Origin of the sequence: Pseudactinotalea suaedae (assembly GCF_009733815.1) — a bacterium.
GTDB lineage: Bacteria > Actinomycetota > Actinomycetes > Actinomycetales > Beutenbergiaceae > Pseudactinotalea > Pseudactinotalea suaedae.
This window is the reverse complement of the sequence record NZ_WNXY01000004.1, coordinates 262,686-282,416: the sequence shown is the minus strand read 5'-3', so window position 1 is coordinate 282,416 and position 19,731 is coordinate 262,686. Positions and strand designations below refer to the sequence as shown.

Annotated in this window: 14 protein-coding genes; 12 read left to right on the top strand and 2 right to left on the bottom strand. The window is 72.0% G+C overall.

Annotated features, from left to right (window positions below; translation table 11 throughout):
• Window positions 1–7: 7 nt before the first annotated feature.
• A complete protein-coding gene (locus GPA04_RS09135) occupies window positions 8–565 on the bottom strand; it encodes a DinB family protein (RefSeq protein WP_156223763.1) in 558 nt (185 codons plus the stop codon).
• Between the two features lie 68 nt (window positions 566–633).
• On the opposite strand from GPA04_RS09135, the gene GPA04_RS09130 reads away from it, so the two are divergent.
• The 12 genes from GPA04_RS09130 (at window position 634) to recD (ending at window position 19,382) form a co-directional block, all read left to right on the top strand.
• Window positions 634–1,812: an ROK family protein gene (locus tag GPA04_RS09130; RefSeq protein ID WP_241680688.1), complete on the top strand. Its 1,179-nt coding sequence runs from the start codon at window positions 634–636 to the stop codon at window positions 1,810–1,812.
• 155 nt (window positions 1,813–1,967) lie between these two features.
• Window positions 1,968–2,636, top strand: coding sequence for a DUF624 domain-containing protein (locus tag GPA04_RS09125; RefSeq protein ID WP_156223762.1), 669 nt, complete (start codon window positions 1,968–1,970; stop codon window positions 2,634–2,636).
• A gap of 25 nt (window positions 2,637–2,661) precedes the next feature.
• On the top strand, window positions 2,662–4,215 hold the full coding sequence (locus tag GPA04_RS09120) for an extracellular solute-binding protein (protein ID WP_241680687.1): 1,554 nt from the start codon (window positions 2,662–2,664) through the stop codon (window positions 4,213–4,215).
• 88 nt (window positions 4,216–4,303) lie between these two features.
• Complete coding sequence (locus tag GPA04_RS09115; RefSeq protein WP_156223761.1) at window positions 4,304–5,281, top strand: ABC transporter permease; 978 nt, start codon at window positions 4,304–4,306, stop codon at window positions 5,279–5,281.
• Window positions 5,281–6,165 (top strand): carbohydrate ABC transporter permease, encoded by an 885-nt coding sequence (locus GPA04_RS09110; RefSeq protein ID WP_156223760.1) that lies wholly within the window; start codon window positions 5,281–5,283, stop codon window positions 6,163–6,165. The genes GPA04_RS09115 and GPA04_RS09110 overlap by 1 nt, the downstream gene beginning before the upstream one ends.
• Window positions 6,162–6,845, top strand: coding sequence for a rhamnogalacturonan acetylesterase (locus GPA04_RS09105; protein ID WP_241680686.1), 684 nt, complete (start codon window positions 6,162–6,164; stop codon window positions 6,843–6,845). The genes GPA04_RS09110 and GPA04_RS09105 overlap by 4 nt, the downstream gene beginning before the upstream one ends.
• Window positions 6,842–7,510, top strand: coding sequence for a DUF1961 family protein (locus tag GPA04_RS09100; RefSeq protein ID WP_156223759.1), 669 nt, complete (start codon window positions 6,842–6,844; stop codon window positions 7,508–7,510). The genes GPA04_RS09105 and GPA04_RS09100 overlap by 4 nt, the downstream gene beginning before the upstream one ends.
• Window positions 7,507–10,143: an exo-rhamnogalacturonan lyase family protein gene (locus GPA04_RS09095; protein WP_194238940.1), complete on the top strand. Its 2,637-nt coding sequence runs from the start codon at window positions 7,507–7,509 to the stop codon at window positions 10,141–10,143. Before GPA04_RS09100 ends, GPA04_RS09095 begins: the two co-directional genes overlap by 4 nt.
• 74 nt (window positions 10,144–10,217) lie before the next feature.
• The gene (locus tag GPA04_RS09090) at window positions 10,218–10,580 is read left to right on the top strand and encodes a putative endonuclease domain-containing protein (protein ID WP_156223758.1); all 363 of its coding nucleotides are present in this window, start codon (window positions 10,218–10,220) and stop codon (window positions 10,578–10,580) included.
• A 167-nt stretch (window positions 10,581–10,747) separates the two neighbouring features.
• Entirely contained in the window at window positions 10,748–14,140 is a 3,393-nt protein-coding gene (recC, locus tag GPA04_RS09085) for an exodeoxyribonuclease V subunit gamma (protein ID WP_156223757.1), read from the top strand.
• Window positions 14,137–17,514, top strand: a complete 3,378-nt coding sequence (locus GPA04_RS09080; protein WP_156223756.1) for a UvrD-helicase domain-containing protein — start codon at window positions 14,137–14,139, stop codon at window positions 17,512–17,514. Before recC ends, GPA04_RS09080 begins: the two co-directional genes overlap by 4 nt.
• Window positions 17,511–19,382, top strand: a complete 1,872-nt coding sequence (recD, locus tag GPA04_RS09075; RefSeq protein WP_170299348.1) for an exodeoxyribonuclease V subunit alpha — start codon at window positions 17,511–17,513, stop codon at window positions 19,380–19,382. The genes GPA04_RS09080 and recD overlap by 4 nt, the downstream gene beginning before the upstream one ends.
• 7 nt (window positions 19,383–19,389) lie before the next feature.
• On the opposite strand, the gene GPA04_RS09070 is transcribed toward recD, so the two are convergent.
• Window positions 19,390–19,713, bottom strand: coding sequence for a histone-like nucleoid-structuring protein Lsr2 (locus GPA04_RS09070; RefSeq protein ID WP_156223754.1), 324 nt, complete (start codon window positions 19,711–19,713; stop codon window positions 19,390–19,392).
• Window positions 19,714–19,731: the final 18 nt, after the last annotated feature.

Here is a 19,731-nt window from a genome sequence, read left to right as displayed (position 1 = left end):
ACGGCACCTACTGCCCGACGCGCCCATCGATGCACTCGCGGAGCAGATCGGCGTGGCCGCAGTGGCGTGCGTACTCCTCGATGAGGTGCACGAGGATCTCCCGGATCGCGACCCCCTCCGCGCCGACCCGCTCGCCGAGGTCCGGATGCGCGGCCACCGCCGCGTCCGTCGCTTCCTGCTCGCGCGCGAGGTCGGCGAACGCGCCGTCGACCGCCGCCCGCTCGGCGACGGCGCCGTCGAAGTCGGCGTCGCCCGGGCCGTAGATGCGGTGCTCGGCGTCCTCGGGCCTGATCGTGCGGTGCCAGTCCCGCTCGACCTGCGCCAGATGACGCACGAGCCCGAGCAGCGACATCGTCGAGGGTGGTACCGACCGCCGCGCCAGCTGCTCCGGATCCAACCCGTCGCACTTCATCAGCAACGTCAGCCGGTAGCTGGTCAGGTAGTCCTGCAGCGTGGGGAGCTCGCCGTCAGCGCTGACGCCGTCGGTGTTGCGGGGGTCGTCATCGGGATCGACCCACATGTCGGGGTACACGGTGGCGACGCTCCAGCGCTCAGGCTCGCTCATCCGGCCACCATGCTCCGCGCTGCGAGGCAGGGCAAGGGTTTTCGTGACGCCCCCACTAGGGTTTCGGTGTGGTGGAGCGAGCCGGGGCAGCCGACGGGGTCCGGCAGCGGAACCTCGCCACCGTGCTGCGGCTTATCCACCTGCGCGGCCCGGCGTCGCGCTCGCAGCTGACCGCGGTGACCGGGCTGAACCGCTCGACGGTGGCCGCGCTGGCGGGCGAGCTGGTCGAGCTGGGGCTCGCGCAGGAGCGGGCGCCGCAGGAGACGAACCGGGTGGGCCGGCCCTCGCCGGTCGTGTCGGTGGCACCGGGGGTGATCGCCATCGCGGTCAACCCCGAGGTGGACGCGGTCACGGTCGCCGCTGTCGGGCTCGGCGGCCGGGTGGTGGCGCGTGAGCGCATCGAGCTCGACACCGTGGTCAGTCCGGCGCAGACGGCGGAGCTCACCCGGGCGAGCATCGAACGCTGGCGGGATCAAGAGCTCGACGGCGCCCGGCTGGTAGGCGTCGGTCTCGCCGTGCCGGGCCTCGTCCGGGCCTCGGACGGGCTCGTGCGGCTCGCGCCTCACCTCGCCTGGCGGGACGCACCCGTCCGGGACCTGGTCGCTGCGGCGACCGGGCTGCCGACAGCGGTCGGCAACGACGCCACCCTCGGCGCCGTCGCCGAGCACCGGTTCGGTGCCGGACGCAACGTCGACGACCTCGTGTACCTCAACGGCGGCGCGAGCGGCATCGGCGGTGGTCTGGTGGTCGAGGGGCACGCGGTCACCGGTGCCGCCGGCTACGCGGGGGAGTTCGGGCAGAACCGGCCCGGCATCGTGGCGGTCGCCGATCGACGCGGCGGGTCGGGGCCGGGGGCGGGTGTCCTCGAGGACGAGGTCAGCCGCGCGCGGCTGCTCGACGCCGTCGGCCTGTCCAGCGCCGACGAACCCACCCTGGCCGCCGCGATCGCCGGCTCGGACGACACGCTGGTGGCGGCCGAGGTCGCACGCCAGCGCAGGATCCTCGCCACCGCCCTCGCGAACGCCGTGAACGTGCTCAACCCCTCGGTGGCGATCCTGGGCGGCTTCCTGGCGACCCTCGCCGAGCGCGACATGACAGGCTTGCTGAGCGCCGTCGTCGACCAGGTCATCCCCGGTGCTGCCGACGACCTCGAGCTGCGCGTCGCCGCGCTGGGGGAGGACCGACTGATGATCGGCGCGGCCGAGGCTGCGTTCGCCCCACTCCTCGCCGCCCCGCTGGCTCCCTGACCCCGGCCGCCCCGTTCCGGCTGGGGTTGGGGGACAGCGGCTTGACGGCCCCGGCGCTCGCATGTACCGTCATGAATCCATTCAATGAATCGTTACCGCTGGCGGTGACGATGCGCAGGACCTGACGTCGACGACGATCTCGAGGGGAGCGCCCGGTGAGCGCAGTCACCACGCCGAGGAAAGCGTTTCCCACCACCTCGGGCCTGCCCGGCGGGCGGATCTACGACGCCGCCGAGCTGCTGGTCTGGCTCGCGGGGCTGAACCTGATGATCGTCCTGACCACGTTCCTCGGTGGTGTGGTGCTGGGCCTGGCGCCGGCGCTTGCCGCAGCGGCGAGCGTGTCGCGGTCCCGCGTCCGCGGTGACGCGCAGCCGCTGCTGCGGACCTTCGCCGCCGTCTGGCGCCGCGAGTTCTGGCGCGCGAACGCCGTGCTGGCACCGTTCGCGGTTCTCGCGCTGGTGCTCGGCGCCAACCTGTACTCGTTCGGCCCCCTCGGTGGCGCGCTGGTGGTGGCGCTCTGGGTCGCTCTCGGCGTCGTCGGGCTCGCGGCGACGTTCGCGGTGATGCTCTTCACCCACTACGAGCTGCCGCTGCGCCGGTACGCCACGACCGCGGTGCGCTACCTGCTTCACGACCTGCCGGCCACGGCGCTGGTCGTGGTCGTCACGGTGCTCGCGGTGCTGCTGACCGGGTTCCTGCCCGGGCTGCTTCCCGTGCTGACGGTCGGCGCCTGGGTCCACGCGGTGTCGGCCATCTGCTTCTCCTGCTTCGCACGCAACGACCAGCTGGTCGCGGCGTCCTCGTCCAGCACGTCCCCCGAGTGACTTCACTCACCACGAAAGGAAATCCATGAGAATGCGACGGATCGCACCGATCGCCACGGCGGTGGCGGGTGCACTGGTGCTGACCGCCTGCAGCGGTGGCGGCGACGGAGGTGGCGACAACGGCGGCGGCGAGGGTGGCGACGGCGCGCTGGACAGCCTGACCATCATGGCGCCCTACTTCGCCGAGGTGCCGCCCGAGAGCGACGACCCGGTCGGCACCGCCCTGAGCGAGCTCGCCGGCGTGCCGCTCGAGGTGCAGTGGGTCCCGAACACCTCCTACGGCGACCGGATCAACACGGTGCTGGCTGGCGACGACATCCCCGATGTCATGGTGATCACCGGCAAGGACCAGGGCTTCGTGTCGACGGCGCTGGCCGGCGGCTTCTGGGAGCTCACCGAGTACCTGCAGTCCGGGGACTACCCGAACCTGGTCTCGGAGAACCCCGACGTCGAGCTCGCCTCGGGTGTCAACGGCCAGATCTTCGGCGTCTACCGCGCCCGCGACGTCATCCGCTCCAGCGTGATCATCCGGCAGGACTGGCTCGACAACCTGGGGCTGGAGCTGCCCGAGACCACCGAGGACCTGGCGGAGATCGCACGCGCCTTCACCGAGGACGACCCCGACGGCAACGGCGCGGACGACACCTACGGCATGATCGCGCCGCAGTGGCCCGGCGGCATCGGCACCAGCAGCCCGTACGACACGATCGAGGTCTGGTACGGCTCCGGGAACGTCTGGCGCGACGAGGGCGGCGAGCTCGTCCCCGCCTTCACCACGCCGGAGTGGCGCGAGGCCCTCGAGTACGAGCGCGAGCTCGTGCAGAGCGGCTACGTCAACCCCGACTACGCCACCATGGACCCCGCGACCTGGAACGAGCCGTTCCTCAACGGTCAGGGCGGGATCATCCTCGACGTGCAGTCCCGAGCCGCACAGCTCGCCGACCTCTTCGAGCAGCAGGAGGAGGGCAGCGCGGCCACCAAGGTGGCGCTGGCGGGCCAGCTCGAGGGCCCCAACGGCACGTTCGCGCTGCCCACGACCGGGTACGCCGGATTCCTGGCCATCCCGCGCTCGTCGGTGGAGAACGAGGAGCAGCTGGAGCAGGTGCTGCAGATCCTCAACGACCTCAACACCACCGAGGCCCAGAACCTGATGAACCACGGCATCGAGGGTGACAACTACACGGTCGAGGACGGCTTCGCGGTGTTCAACCCGGAGCGGCAGGAGTTCACCGACCAGGTGACCGGTGCGTGGGCCCAGCTCGGCATGAACGTCGCCGGCTACAACGCGCACCCGATCCAGCCGCGGACCGAGTTCCTCGGTGAGCTCGGCGAGCTGCGCCTGCAGCTGCAGGAGGAGGACGCCGCCAACGCCGTGTTCAACCCCGCGGCGGGGCTGGTCTCCGACACCTACACGACCAACGGCACCCAGCTCGACAACATCATCGGCGACGCCCGCATCCAGTACCTCGCGGGCCAGATCGACGAGGCCGGGCTGGACGCGGCGGTCGAGCTCTGGCGCACCAGCGGTGGCGACCAGGTGACCACCGAGATCAACGAGCTGTACAGCCAGCTCGGCTGATGCTGAAGCGCGCGAGGTCCGGGGCAGGTCCCCGGACCTCGCACGCAGGCACGCCGCGTGAACCGCTCCTGTCCCCGAGGAAGAGACCATGACCTCTGCCACCGCTGATGTCGGCGCCGTCGACGACGGCCCGTTGCTGCGGCCCGAGCCCCCACCGAACCGCCGCAACCTGCTGGGCAACCTGGTCCGCTACCGGTGGCTGTTCCTGCTGCTGGCGCCGGGCGTGCTCTACTTCGCGCTGTTCCGGTTCTGGCCGATGTACGGGGCGCAGATCGCGTTCAGGAACTACATCCCGTTCCTGGGCATCGAGGGCAGCGAGTGGGTGGGCTGGGAGCACTTCCAGAGCTTCTTCTCCAACCCGGACTTCCCCCGGATCCTCGGCAACACGCTGATCCTCGCCGCGCTGGGGCTGTTCATCGCGTTCCCGCTGACCATCGTGCTGGCGATGCTGCTCAACGAGGTCCGGCTGCAGGTCCTCAAGCGCACCGTGCAGACGCTGGTCTACATCCCGCACTTCCTGTCCTGGACCGTGGTGGTCTCGCTGACGGGCCTGCTGTTCGCGGTGGGCAACGGGCCGTTGTGGACCACCCTGAACGACCTGCTGGGCAGCGACACCAACTTCCTGGCCGACCCGGACTGGTTCCGGCCGCTGATCCTGCTGCAGTCGATCTGGAAGAGCACCGGGTGGGGCACGATCATCTTCCTGGCCGCGCTGGCCAGCGTCGACCAGGAGCAGTACGAGGCCGCGATCATCGACGGCGCAGGCCGCTGGCAGCGGGTCTGGCACGTGACGCTGCCCGCGATCCGCTCCACGATCGTGGTGATGCTGATCCTGCAGACCGGCAACATCCTCGACACCGGCTTCGAGCAGATCTACCTGATGTCCAACGCGCTCAACCGCTCCGTGGCTGACGTGTTCGACACCTACGTGTACTTCACGGGCATCCGACAGGGCGCCTACTCCTACTCGACGGCGGTCGGGCTGGCCAAGGCGATCGTGGGCCTGATCCTGATCTTCGGGACCAACGCGCTCGCGAAGCGACTCAAGCAGCCGGGGATCTTCTGATGGACAGACGCACCTACCAGCGGTTCAACACCCGGGCCGGGCGGGCCTTCGACGCCGTCAACGCCGTGGTGCTCATCGGCATCGGGCTGCTCGCCCTGCTGCCCTTCCTCTACGTGCTCGCGGGCTCTCTCGCCACCGAGCTGGAGATCACCACGCGGCCGTTCTTCGTGTGGCCCAACGAGATCACGACGGCGTCCTACGCCTCGATCCTCAGCTCGCGCGTGTTCGTGCGCGCCTTCGTGACGACCGTCGTCGTCACCGGTGTGGGCACCGTGATCCAGCTGGCGCTCACCGCACTGATGGCGTACCCGCTGTCGAAGGTCGATCTGCCCGGCCGGCGCACGATGATGAGCCTGATCGTGTTCTGCATGGTGTTCTCGGCCGGCATGATCCCGACCTTCCTCATCGTCAAGGAGCTGGGTCTGCTCAACAGCTACTGGGCGCTCATCCTGCCGATGGCGATCAACCCCTTCAGCCTGATCATCATCAAGAACTTCTTCCAGGAGCTGCCCAAGGAGCTCGAGGAGTCCGCCCGCATCGACGGCGCCAACGAGATCCGGATCCTGCGCAGCATCGTCGCCCCGCTGAGCAAGCCCGTCCTGGCCACCTTCGCCCTCTTCTACGCCGTCGGCCTGTGGAACGACTACATGTCGCCGCTGCTCTACCTCGGCGACCAGGACAAGTGGACCCTGCAGATGATCCTGCGGCAGGTGACCGCCTCGGCCACGCTCACGGCCGACGACATGAACAGCGACGTCCCGCCGCCGGCGCAGGGCATCAAGTTCGCCGTCGTGATCGTGGCGACGATCCCGGTGCTGCTGGCCTACCCGTTCCTGCAGAAGCACTTCGCCAAGGGCATGCTGATCGGGAGCGTGAAGGGTTGAGCAGCAGCGGCCCATCCATCACCATCCACCTGGCTGGCGACTCCACGGTGGCGCCCGGCCCGCTCGACGACACCGGTGTGGCGGGGTGGGGTGCGGCCCTTCACCTGCACGTGGAGGAGCCGGTCCACAACGAGGCGATCGGCGGAGCGACCACGGACTCCTTCCGCGCCGAGGGCCGCTGGCAGCGCGTGCTGGACGCGACCGAGCCGGGCGACGTCGTCGTGATCCAGTTCGGCCACAACGACCAGAAGGAGCCGGACACCCTCGCGGCGACCGGTGGCTACGCGAGGAACCTGCGCACCTTCGTCGAGGAGGCGCGCGCCGCCGGTGGGCTGCCGGTGCTCGGGACCAGCGTCGAGCGTCGGCTCTTCACCGACGACGGCGACCTGCAGCTCTCGCACGGCCCCTACCCCGCGGCGGTGCGCGCGCTGGGTACCGAGCTCGACGTGCCGGTCCTGGAGCTCACCGGCTTCACGCGGTGGCTCTACGCCTGGATGGGCGAGGAGGAGTCGTGGCGGCTCTTCGGGCACGCGCACCCCGAGACCGGCGCCCCCGACAACACCCACTTCGGTGCGTTCGGCGCCACCACCGTGGCGGCCTTCGTGGCTCAGCAGCTGCGCGTGATCCGTGGTCTGGACGACCACGCGGAAGCGCTCGGCGCCCGGTTCGTGCGCCCATGACGTACCGGAACCCGCTCGCCACCGCCGCCGACCTGCAGGGCTGGGTCGCCGAAGGTCCGCTCGGCGTCGAGCACGTCGACGGCGGCGCGCGGCTGTTCAGCACCGCGGACGAGGCTGCGCTGGCCGCCGAGGGGCGTGGCGACCACGCGCACGTCACGGTCTGGTGCCCCGAGATCTTCGGCCCCGACGTGGAGATCGCGTGGGACTTCCGGCCGCTGCAGGACACCGGGCTGGCGATGCTGTTCTTCGCCGCGTCCGGCACCGAGGGCAGGGACCTGTTCGACCCCACCCTCGCGCCGCGCACCGGCTACTACCCGCAGTACCACTCGGGCGACGTACGCACCCTGCATGTCTCCTACTACCGCCGTCGGTGGCCGGCCGAGCGTCGCTTCCACACCTGCAATCTCCGCAAGAGCCCCGGCTTCCACCTGGTCGCCCAGGGCGCCGACCCGCTGCCGGCGCCCGCCGACGCCGACGGCCACTACCGGGTGCGCGTGACCAAGCGCGGTCCCGAGATCGCCTTCGCGATCGACGACCTGGAGCTGTTCCGCTGGACCGACGACGGCGCCACCGGCCCGCCGCTCGGGCCGGGGCGGATCGGCTTCCGCCAGATGGCCCCCCTGTCCGCTCACTACCGCAACCTCGAGGTGACCCCACTCCTATGAGCACCCACCGCACGATCGACGTCCCGCTCCGCTGGATCGACGACCACGCCCCGGCCGCTCTCCCGGCCGGCGCCACCCTGGGCGCGCCGCTGCCGCGCGGGGTGGTCACCGAGCTCGCGTCGCTCGGTGTCGTCGACGACGGCGGCGCCCCGGTCCCGGCGCAGCTGTGGCCGTTGGCCACGTGGCCGGACGGCAGCGTGAAGTGGACCGGCATCGCGATCGGTGCCCGCGGCGAACCCGCCCGTGGCTACCGCCTCGTCGAGGACGCGCACGCCGGCCCGGAGCAGGCCGTCAGCGTCGAGGAGCGCACGGACGCGGTGGTGCTGGACACCGGCGCGATGACCGTGACGGTGCCTCGCTCGGGCGACGCCCTGGTGAGCGAGCTCGCGATCGGAGGGGTCGTCGTCGGGCGCGACGGCCGGCTGGTCTCCAGCGTCCAGAGCACGCCACGACCCGACCACGACCGGCGCGACCACGGCGTCGGCGAGGTCGAGAGCGTCACGGTCGAGCAGCGCGGGCCGGTGCGCGCGGTCGTGCGGGTCGAGGGGTGGCACCGCACCGACGCCGGGCGCCGCTGGCTGCCGTTCACGGTGCGGCTGGTGGCGACCGCCGGCTCCACGCACCTGCGGGTGGTGCACTCCTTCATCTGGGACGGCGACGCCGAGGCCGACTACCTCTCCTCGCTCGGGATCCGGTTCGACGTGCCGCTGCGCGCCGAGCCCCACGACCGGCACGTGCGCCTCGCCGGCGCGGAGGGCGGGCTGCTGCGCGAGGCCGTGCGCGGGCTCACGGGTCTTCGACGCGACCCGGGTCGAGCGGTCCGAGAGGCACAGATGCGCGGCGAGGCCACGCCGTCGAGCACCACCTGGGAGCAGGACGTGGCCAGGCTCGCGCGATGGATCCCGTGCTGGGACGCGTGGAGCCTGCGGCAGCACAGCGCGAACGGCTTCACGGTGCGCAAGCGGACCGCGAGCGAGCGGCCGTGGATCGGCGTGACCGAGGGAACGCGGTCCGACGGCTTCGGGTACGTCGGCGACCCCGGTGGCGGGCTCGGGATCGGGCTCACCGGGTTCTGGCAGTCCCACCCCACCGGCCTCGACGTCGAGGGCGCCGCAGCCGACGGCGAGGCCACCGCCTCGTTGACGCTCTGGCTCTGGTCGCCCGACGCCGAGCCGATGGACCTGCGGTTCTACCACGACGGCCTCGGGCAGGAGACCTACCCCGACCAGCTCGACGCGCTCGAGATCACCTACGAGGACTACGAGCCCGGGTTCGGCGACGCGCACGGCATCGCCCGCACCCACGAGCTCGAGGTGGTCGGCTACGCGGCGACGCCGTCGCTGTCGCTGCTGGCTGCCGACGTCGCCCACGTGGTGCAGGCGCCGCGGCTCGCGGTGACCCCGGAGGCGCTGCACGCGGCCCGGGTGCTGGGGGACTGGGACCTGCCGGACTCCTCCACGCCGGCGCGGGCGCAGCTGGAGAACCGGTTGAGCGCTCTCCTGGACTTCTACGCGGGGCAGATCGACCAGCGGTCCTGGTACGGCTTCTGGAACTACGGCGACCTGATGCACGCCTACGACGAGGACCGCCACACCTGGCGCTACGACGTGGGCGGCTACGCGTGGGACAACTCCGAGCTGTCGCCCGACCTGTGGCTGTGGACGGCGTTCCTGCGCACCGGGCGCGCGGACGTGTTCCGGCTCGCGGAGCGGCTGACGCGTCACACCGGGGACGTGGACGTCTACCACACCGGGCGGTGGCAGGGCCTGGGCACCCGGCACAACGTGCAGCACTGGGGCTGCAGCGCCAAGCAGCTGCGGATCAGCTCACCCGTCTACCGCAGGCACCACTACCTGCTCACGGCCGACGAGCACTCGCGCGACCTCATGCTCGAGTTGCGCGACTCCGACCAGACCTTCCTCGGGCTCGACCCGGTGCGCAAGGTGCGGCGGGATGCGGCGACCTACCGGCCGCAGCGGAACGCCCTCGGGGTCGGGCTGGGCACCGACTGGAGCGCGCTCGCGTCCACGTGGCTGGCGGACTGGGAGATCACCGGGAACGAGCGCTCGCGAGACCGGCTGCTGGGGACGATGAGCGACATCGGCGCGATGCCGCACGGGTTCTTCACCGGCGAGGCGCTGTACGACCTCGACACCGGCCGGTTCGACGTGAACCGGGACCGGGTGGGCGCCTCGCACCTGTCGATCATGTTCGGGCTCGTGGAGATCTGCAGCGAGCTCATCGACCTCGTGGGCGAGGACGAGGCACCCGGGTTCCGTGACGCGTGGCTGCAGTACTGCCGGCTGTACCTCGGCACCCCCGAGGAGCAGGTCGCCGAGCTGGGCCGCGAGCACGACGGATCGCCGTTCGAGCAGCCCCACTCGCGGATCCTCGCCTTCGCAGCCAACCGGCTCGGCCGCGACGATCTCGCCGACCGCGCCTGGCGGGCGTTCTTCGCGGGCGGCGAGCGGATGCGCGGCGACTTCACGTCTGTGCGGCGGGAGCCGCCCGAGGTGATGGCGCCGGTCGACGACGCCCCCACGCTGTGGACCAACGACGCCGCGCAGGGCAGCCTCGCGACCATGCAGTGCCTCGCCCTCATCGGTCACCGGCTCCCGGAGACGATCGACTGAGGATCGTGTGCGGTCCGGGCCGTTCTCGGCCCGGAACGCACACGAGGACGGGCCTCCTCGAGGTGCTCGGCGAGGTGGCCGAGGGCGCCCGCAGCCCTCTCGAGCGGCGGTACCTGCGCGACGTCGAGCGGGCCCACGGACTTCCGAGTGCGCGTCGTCAGGTCGCGCGGCGGCGCTCGGAGGTCGACGTGCTGTACGTCGAGCAGCGGCTGCTCGTCGAGCTCGACGGCAGGGTCGGCCACGCCGGCAGCGGGAAGTTCCGCGACATGCGCCGCGACAACCGTGCGGTCGTCGACTCGCTCGCCACCCTCAGATGCGGCTGTGCCGACGTCTCGGGTGATCCTTGCGGCGTGGCGCAGCAGGTCGCCGCGGTCCTGCAGGTCCGCGGGTGGGGCGGGGTGCTCGTGCCCTGCCCGGTCTGCCTCCCCGGATCCTGATCGTGTGCGATGTGGGGCGTGGTCGGCCACGATCGCACACGGCGCGGGAGGGGTGGTGAGCAGAGATCGGCGCCGATGAAGGTCGCCGTTGCCATTCGCCGGCCGCCCCCGTCCCCTCGGCACGGTGGCAGGCAGCCGATGTGGGAACCCGCCGATAGCCTGCCCACGTGGCAGTGCACATCCATCGCGCGCACCGGACGGACCGTCTCGCTGACGAGCTCGCCGGGCTGCTGGCGACCCCGATGGCGGACCCGTTCGCCGAGGAGCTCGTGGTGGTGCCCGCGCGCGGGGTCGAGCGGTGGCTGACGCAGCGGCTCTCGCACCGGCTCGGTTCGAGCGAGGGCCGCGCCGACGGCGTCTGCGCGGGTATCAGGCTCGTCTCGCCACGGTCCTTGGTCGCCCAGCTGACCGGGACGGAGCGGACCGATCCGTGGGACCCGGACCGGCTTGCCTGGCCACTTCTCGCCACGATCGACGAGGTCATGGCGGAGCCGTGGGCGAGCACGCTCGCCCGGCACCTGGGTGCCGATGCTGAGGACGGCGGTCCGGGCCGGTCCGGCCAGCGTCAGAACCGGCGCTACTCCGTCGCGCGGCGCCTCGCGGGTCTGCTCTCCGGCTACGCGGTGCAACGGCCGGCGATCCTCGCCGCCTGGCGCGCCGGCGACGACTCCGACGGGCAGGGGCACCGGCTCGACGAGGACCTGGTCTGGCAGGCCGAGCTGTACCGCCGCCTCGAGCAGCGGATGGACGTGCCGCCGCCGGACGTGCGGCACGCCGATGTGCTCGCGCGGATCCGGTCGGGGGAGCCGCTCGCGCTGCCGGCCCGGCTCTCGCTGTTCGGGCACACCCGGCTGCCGGTGACCGAGGTCGAGCTGCTGGCGGCGGTCGGCGAGCAGCGCGAGGTGCACCTGTGGCTCCCGCAGGCCTCGGCGGTGGCCTGGGACCGGCTGCGGCCCGTGGTCGCTGATGGGCCGGTGCTGCGCGCCCGTGACGAGACAGCGCTCCAGGTCGACCACCCCCTGCTGGCCAGCCTGGGGCGTGACTCGCGCGAGCTGCAGCGCACGTTGTCGATGCTCGGGCCGGCGGGAGATGTCTCGGTCGACAGCCACTCCGACGCCGTACCGGACACGCTGCTGGGCTGGCTGCAGCGGGACCTGCGCGCCGATGCCGAACCCGATGCCGCCACCCGCGCGGGCCGCGTGCTCGCCCCGACCGACGACTCGGTGCAGGTGCACGCCTGTCACGGTCCGGCCCGTCAGGTCGAGGTGCTCCGCGAGGTCCTGGTCGGGATGCTCGCCGACGACCCGACGCTCGAGCCGCGCGACATCCTCGTGATGTGCCCGGACATCGAGTCCTTCGCCTCGCTGTTCGAGGCCGGGTTCGGGCTGGCCGAGGTCGTGCGCGGCGGGCACCCGGCGCACGGTCTGCGCGTCCGGCTCGCCGACCGCGGCCTCGCCCGGACGAACCCGCTGCTCGATCTCGCGGCCCGCGTCGTGGAGGTCGCCGGCGGCCGTGCAGGAGTGAGCGAGATCCTCGACCTCGCAAGCACCGAGGTGGTCCGTCGCCGATTCGGGTTCAGCGACGACGATCTCGAGCAGATCGGGCAGTGGGTCGTCGAGTCCGGCGTTCGCTGGGGCCTGGCAGCCGACCTGCGGCAGCCGTTCGGGCTGTCGCTGCCCCACAACACCTGGAAGCTCGGCCTCGACCGGCTGCTGGTCGGTGTCGCGATGGCCGAGCAGGGTCAGCGTCGGTTCGGCGCGACGCTGCCGCTCGATGGTGTCGGCAGCGCCGCGATCGATCTCGCCGGGCGGCTGGCCGAGCTGATCGATCGTCTGGAGAGCGCCGTCAGGGCGCTCGGCACGGCTCGCCGCGCCTCGGAGTGGATCGCCGCGCTCGAGGAGGCGATCGACGGGCTCGGCGCGGTCGGCGGCGACGACGCCTGGCAGCGGGCCCAGACCGACCGCGAGCTCGCCACGATCCGTGACGCCGCAGGTGGCAGCGACGTGCTGCTGCGGCTCGCCGATGTCCGCACGCTGCTCGAGCAGCGGCTGTCCGGGCGGGCCACGCGGGCCAACTTCCGCACCGGTGCGCTCACGGTCTCGACGATGGTGCCGATGCGATCGGTCCCGCACCGGGTGATCGCGCTCGTCGGGCTCGACGACGGCGCCTATCCCCGGCTGGCGAGCGTCGACGGCGACGACGCCCTCGCGCGGATGCCGCGCACCGGTGAGCGGGATGTCCGCGGCGAGGACCGGCAGCTGCTGCTCGACGCCCTGCTCGCGGCCACCGAGCACCTGGTGCTGACCTACACGGGCGCCGACGAGGTCAAGGGTGGCGACCGTCCGCCGGCCGTGCCGATCGGAGAGGTTCTCGACGCGCTCGATGTCACGAGCGCGGCACCGGTCCGCGACCAGATCGTGGTGCACCACCCGCTGCAGCCGTTCGACGCACGCAACTTCACCGCGGGTGTGCTCAGCCGTCGCGAGCCACCGCAGCCCTTCGCGTTCGACGTCGCCGCGCTCGAGGGCGCGCGAGCCGCATCCGGGCCTCGGCGGCGGGTGCCGCCCTTCCTCGCCGAGGCGCTCGCGCCGGTCGTGCGCGAGGACGGCGGGGCGGGCGTGCTGCTCGCCGACCTCCAGTACTTCTTCTCTCATCCCGTGCGTGCGTTCGTGCGTCGTCGTCTCGACATCGCGCTGCCGTGGGAGGACGAGGAGCCCTCCGACTCGATCCCCGTCGAGCTCGACAGCCTGCAGGCGTGGGCGATCGGCGACCGGGTCCTGACACGGCTGCTCGCGGGCGAGGATCTCGACGCGCTCGAGACGGCCGAGCGAGCCCGCGGTGAGATCCCCCCGCTCCAGCTCGGACAGCCGGTGCTCGACAAGATCCACACCGCGGTCACCGCGCTCGCGGCTGCCAGTGCCGAGGCCAGGACGCAACCGGCGGAGACGATCGACGTGACGATCGATGTCGACGGGGTGCACGTCACCGGGCAGGTTCCCGATGTGCGCGGCCGGCGGATCGTCCGGGTCACCTACAGCAGCCTCGGTGCCAAGCAGCGCCTCTCGGCCTGGGTGGACCTGCTGGCGCTCACCGTCGCGCGGCCCGAGGTGGCCTGGACCGCCGAGATCTATGGCGGGCGCTCGCCGCGCCGGTCGCTGCTCGGCCCCGTCGATCCCGAGAACGCGCGCGCCTTCCTCGACGAGCTGCTCGACCTGTACGAGCGCGGCCAGCAGGAGCCGTTGCCGCTGCCGCTGAAGACCTCGGCGGTGTGGGCCGAGACGCCCGGCACCGACAGCAACCGTGCGTACGCGGCGTACGAGGCCTGGCACGGCGGCAGGTTCGATGGTGAGCAGGCCAACCAGTACCACGAGTACGTCTGGGGTGCGGGATTCCCGCTGCGCCCCGATACCGAGCTGCCGATCGAGCAGCAGCGCGGGCTGCTGGCCGAGCCGGCACGCAGCGAGGAGCTCTGGAGCCCCACCCAGAGCACGAGGTTCGGTCAGTACGCCGTGCGTCTCTGGAAGCCCTTGCTCGACCACGAGCAGCGAGGCAAGGCATGAGCGCGGACGAGCCGCAGGCGTTCGACGTCTTCGGCGAGCTCCCCGCCGACCGGTCGACCACGATGCTCGAGGCGAGCGCGGGCACCGGCAAGACCTGGACGATCGCCGCGCTCGTCGCCCGCATGGTCGCCGAAGGGGTGGCACCGCTCGAGCAGATGCTGGTCGTCACCTTCGGGCGGGCCGCCTCGCAGGAGCTGCGCGAGCGGGTGCGGGAACGGCTGGTCGGCGTCGAGCGCGCGTTCGCGGCCACGGCACGGGGTGAGGACCCGAGGATTCCCGCCGACGACGGCGGGCTGACGAGCCATCTTCTCGACGTCGATCCCGAGGAGCGCGGCCTGCGCCGCCGTCGCCTTCGCGAGGCGCTGGGCAGGTTCGACGCCGCGACCATCGTCACGACCCACCAGTTCTGCCAGCTGGTGCTCAAGGGACTGGGCGTCGCCGGTGACACCGACGTGGGTGCGACGCTCGTCGAGGATCTCGACGACCTGCTGGGCGAGGTCGTCGACGATCTGTACCTGCGTGGCTTCAAGGACGACAGCAACCCCGTCTTCACGCGAGGGCTGGCGATGAAGATCGCCATGGCCGCCGTGGCCGACCCCTCGGCACGGCTCGAGCCGCAGGCAGCTGATCCGGGGTCGCCCGCAGCGCGCCGGCTGGGCTTCGCGCAGGCTGTGCGCGACGAGCTCGAGGTACGCAAGCGGCGGCTCGGGCTGCTCTCCTACGACGACTTGCTGAGCCAGCTGGCGCACGCGCTGGAGCCCACCGACTCGCCCGCCCGGACGAGGATGCGGCAACGGTGGTCGGTCGTCCTGGTCGACGAGTTCCAGGACACCGACCCGGTGCAGTGGCACGTGCTCGACCGCGCCTTCACCGGACACGCGCGGATGGTGCTGATCGGGGACCCGAAGCAGGCGATCTACGCCTTCCGCGGCGGTGACGTCGTCACCTACCTGCAGGCTCGTGCGGGCGCCGAGACCATCGCGACCCTGGGCGTCAACCGCCGCTCTGACGGGCCGCTGCTCACGCGCATGCAGGCGCTGCTGGAGGGAGCCGAGCTGGGGGACCCGCGGATCGTCGTGCGCAAGGTCGACGCCGCCCACGAGCACGGCCGGCTCGTCGGCGCGCCGCACTCGGCGCCGTTCCGGCTCCGGCTCGTGGACCGGGCGCTGTTCGCCGGTGACTCACCGCGGATCGGCCCGCTGCGCCAGCACGTCGCACGGGATCTCGCCGCGGACGTGCGTGAGCTGCTGACCGCCGGCGCGCGGCTCGGCGAGCGTGACCTGCGCGCCAGCGACGTCGCGGTGCTGTGCCAGAGCCATCGGCAGGCCGGGTACGTCGCCGATGCGCTCACCGATGCCGGCATCCCCACGGTGCTGTCCTCCGGCGGCAGCGTGTTCGGCACCGAGGGTGCACGGCAGTGGCTGACCCTGCTGGAGGCGATCGAGCGGCCGCAGCTCACCGGACGCGTGCGCGCCGCCGGACTCACCGGCTTCTTCGGTCACAGCGCGGAAGATCTCGGCGCCGACACCACCGACCAGATCACCGGTGAGATCGCCGAGACCCTCCGCGAGTGGAGCGACCTCATCCGGGATCGCGGGATCGCGGCCGTGCTCGAGGCGGCGGCGGGCCGGGGCATGATCGGGCGCGTGCTGGGGACGATCGGCGGCGAGCGGCTGCTCACGGATCTGCGGCACGTGGGCGAGGTGCTGCACGATCACGCGCACCACCACGATCTCGGCGTCATCGCCCTGTGCAGCTGGCTTCGCGAGCAGATGCGTGACGGCGCCCGCGGACCGGCAGCAGCGGAGCGACCTCGACGGCTCGACAGCGACGCCGCGGCGGTGCAGGTGCTGACCATCCACGGCAGCAAGGGCCTGGAGTTCGGCGTCGTCTACCTGCCGTTCCTCGCCGACAACTACATCATGGAGCCGGACTTCCCGCTGTTCCACGACGAGCACGGGAACCGGTGCCTCGACGTCGGCGGTGCACCGTTCGCCGGCGAGCACCTCCGAGCCGCCGGCTCCGAGGATCTCGGTGAGGATCTACGGCTGCTGTACGTGGCGCTGACGCGCGCGAAGTCACAGGTCGTCGCCTGGTGGTTGCCGAGCAACCGCAACACGCCGCAGTCGGCGCTGCACCGGCTGGTCTTCGGCCGCGCCCCGCGAGCAGCGGCGGTGCCCGAGAACGTCCCCGTGCTCGACCATGCCACCACCGAGGAGTACGCCCGGCGCTGGGAGAAGGTGGGCGCGTTCAGCGTCGAGACCGCCGAACCCGCCGATGTGGCGGATGCCGTGGGGGAGCCGATCCGACCCGCGCTCGGTGCGCGTCGCTGGGAACGGCACATCGACATGATCTGGCGGCGTACCTCCTACTCGGCTCTCAGCGCCGCTGCGGAGGCCGAGCTCGCGACCCGGGTCGTCGGTGTCGGTGGCCCGATGGTGGACAGCGAGCCGGAGTACACCACCCGCGACGACGAGCCCGATGTCGACCCCACGACCGAGGTGGCCGTCGTCGGGGATCTGCCCTCGCCGATGGCAGCGCTGCCGGCCGGGGCGACCTTCGGATCGTTGGTGCACGAGGTGCTCGAGCTCGCCGACCCGGCCACGCCCGAGCACGGCGGGGACCTGCGTGAGGAGATGCTCACCCGGATCGCCGAGGCGCGGGTGCGGTGGCCGGTGGCCGAGCTCGCCGACCCCGCTGCGACAGAGGCGCTCGCCGATGCGCTGGTCGCGGTCTGCGACACACCGCTCGGCCCGCTCGCGGGCACCACGCTGCGAGAGATCGGCCTGGCCGACAGGCTCGCCGAGCTCGACTTCGAGCTGCCGCTGCACGGTGGCGATGCCGGCGGCGGCGGCAGTGCTGACGCCACACTGGCCGATCTCGGCCCGTTGCTGCGGAAGCACCTACGCCCCGGCGACCCGCTGCTCCCCTACGCGGGCATCGTCGCCGACCCGGCGTACGCCGCACAGCGGTTGCGCGGCTACCTCACAGGTTCTGTCGACGTGATGCTCCGGGTGGGTGAGCGCTATCTCGTGGTCGACTACAAGACCAACTGGCTCGGGTCCTTCGACGAGGAGCTCCGCGCGAGCGCGTACGCACCGGTGCGGCTCGCCGAGGCGATGACCCACTCCTCGTACCCGCTGCAGGCGCTCCTGTACGCGGTGGTGCTGCACCGATTCCTGCGGTGGCGGCTGCCCGGCTACGACCCGGCGCGCCACCTCGGTGGAGTGCTCTACCTGTACGTGCGCGGGATGTGCGGACCGGACACGCCCGTGGTCGACGGCCACCCGTGCGGTGTCTTCTCGTGGCAGCCGCCGGCGGCGCTGGTCAGCGAGATCTCGGACCTGCTCGACGGCGCGGAGGTGGCGGCGTGAGCGAGCTGGAGGCGCAGGGCCGCGTCGCTGCCGCGGTCGACGTGGATCCGTTCGGACGTGAGGTGGCGAGGGCAGCGACAGGGTTGCTCGAGGAGCTCAACCATCCGGACGGCCTAAGCGCCGCCGACGTGCACGTCGCGCGCCGGCTGGGCGCACTCGGCGGCTGCGAGGACGAACGGGTGCTGGTCGCGGCCGCCCTGGCCGTGCGGGCCGTACGGCAGGGATCGGTGTGCCTCGACCTCGGCAGCAGCCGCGTGCGGGAGCTGCTCGCGCAGGACTGGGACGTCCAGGCGTGGCGTGCCGCCCTGCTGACCTCGACGCTGGTGCGCGAGGCCGGCGACGACGCCGTGACCCCCCTCGTGCTCGACGCGAACCGGCTCTACCTCGACCGGTACTGGCAGGAGGAAGGTCAGGTCGTGCGCGACCTGCGAGACCGAGGTGCCACCACGCCGTCGCGCTCCGACCGGCTCGAGGAGATCCTCCACCGATACTTCCCGGCAAGCATCGAGGTCAACGGGAGCGGCGCCGGGAACAGCGGTGACCCGTTCGCCGAGCAGCGCGCCGCCGCGCAGGCTGCCTGCGAGGGGTGGACCACGGTCATCACGGGTGGTCCCGGCACCGGCAAGACGACCACGATCGCCGGTCTGCTCGGCGTGCTCCTCGAGAGCGACCCGTCGCTGCGGATCGCGCTCGCAGCGCCCACCGGCCGCGCGGCCGCACGGATGGGCGAGGCCGTGACCGAGACGACCAACCGGTCGTGGTTCCCGCGGGGTCCCGTCACCGACCGGGTCGCGACCATCGCCGAGTCGGCTCGCACGCTGCACCGGTTGCTCGGAGCGGTGCCCGGGCGGCCGTTCCGGCACAACCGCTCGAACCGGCTGCCGTACGACGTCGTCGTGGTCGACGAGACCTCGATGGTCTCGCTGACGATGATGGCGCGGCTGCTCGACGCGATGCGGCCGCAGGCCCGTCTGGTGCTGGCCGGAGACGCCGATCAGCTCGCGTCGGTGGACGCCGGTGCGGTGCTCGGCGACCTCGTGACCGGTCTCGACATGGGCGAGGAGTCGGCGCAGGTGCGGCGGCTGGTGCACAGCCACAGGTTCGGTGGCCGGATCGGCGCCCTCGCAGCCGCGATCCGTGACGGCGACGCCGACCGGGCGATCGAGCTGCTCACCACGCCCGCCGCCGACGGCCACGACAGCGAAGGCGATCCCGGAGTCGTCGAGCTCGTGACGCTGGACGACGTCGAACCGACGCTGATCGACCACGCGGTCGCGCTGCAGGAGGCCGCGGCGGGAGATGCCGGCCCGGCCGGCGTGATCGGGGTCCTCGAGCGGCACCGGCTGCTGTGCGCTCACCGCGAAGGACCCTTCGGTGAAGGTTTCTGGAACCGCCGGATCGAACGTGCGCTGGGAGCGCTGCAGCACCGCAGCCTCCCCACCTGGTACGTCGGCCGGCCGGTCATCGTCACGGAGAACGACTACGGCCTGGGTCTGTACAACGGCGATCTCGCCGTGGTGCTTCCGGCTGACGATCCCGGGCGGTCGCGTCTGGTGGCTGCCGTGGCCTCGGGCGGTACGCAGCCCAAGCTCCTTCCGGTGGGCCGCCTGCCCGAGGTGCGTTCGGCGCACGCGATGACGGTGCACCGCAGCCAGGGCAGTCAGGTCGACGAGGTGACCGTGCTCCTGCCGGAGGATGGCTCGCGTCTGCTCACGCGGCAGCTCCTCTACACCGCTGTGACCCGCGCGAAGCACCGTGTGCGCGTGGTGACCGGGAACGACAGGGACAAGGCAGAAGCAGCCGTGAGGGCCGCCGTCGGGGAGACGGCGCCGCGAGCCTCGGGCCTCGCGGAACGGCTGACGCGCTAGCGGCGGATCAGTTGCCCGCGGCGTGGAACTGCGCGATGACGTCCTTCGGGACCCGCTTGCTGGCGGGGAGGTCGATCCCGTTCGAACGGGCCCACTCGCGCACGGCGCGCGGGTCCGCCTTGATGTCGCTGTAGAACGGCGTGGGGGAGCCGGTGCCGCCCACACGGCGTGCGACCGCCATGTACCGGGCCAGATCCCTGACCATCTCGTGGTGATGGGCGGTGGAGAGGTCGATCTCGTACCGCTCACCGTCGAGAGAGATATCGACCGTGCGGTCTGCGGCGCTGCCATCGACGTCGTCGATGAGCACCGTCACCGTCTTGGTGGCCATGCGGTCCCTTCGGCTCGT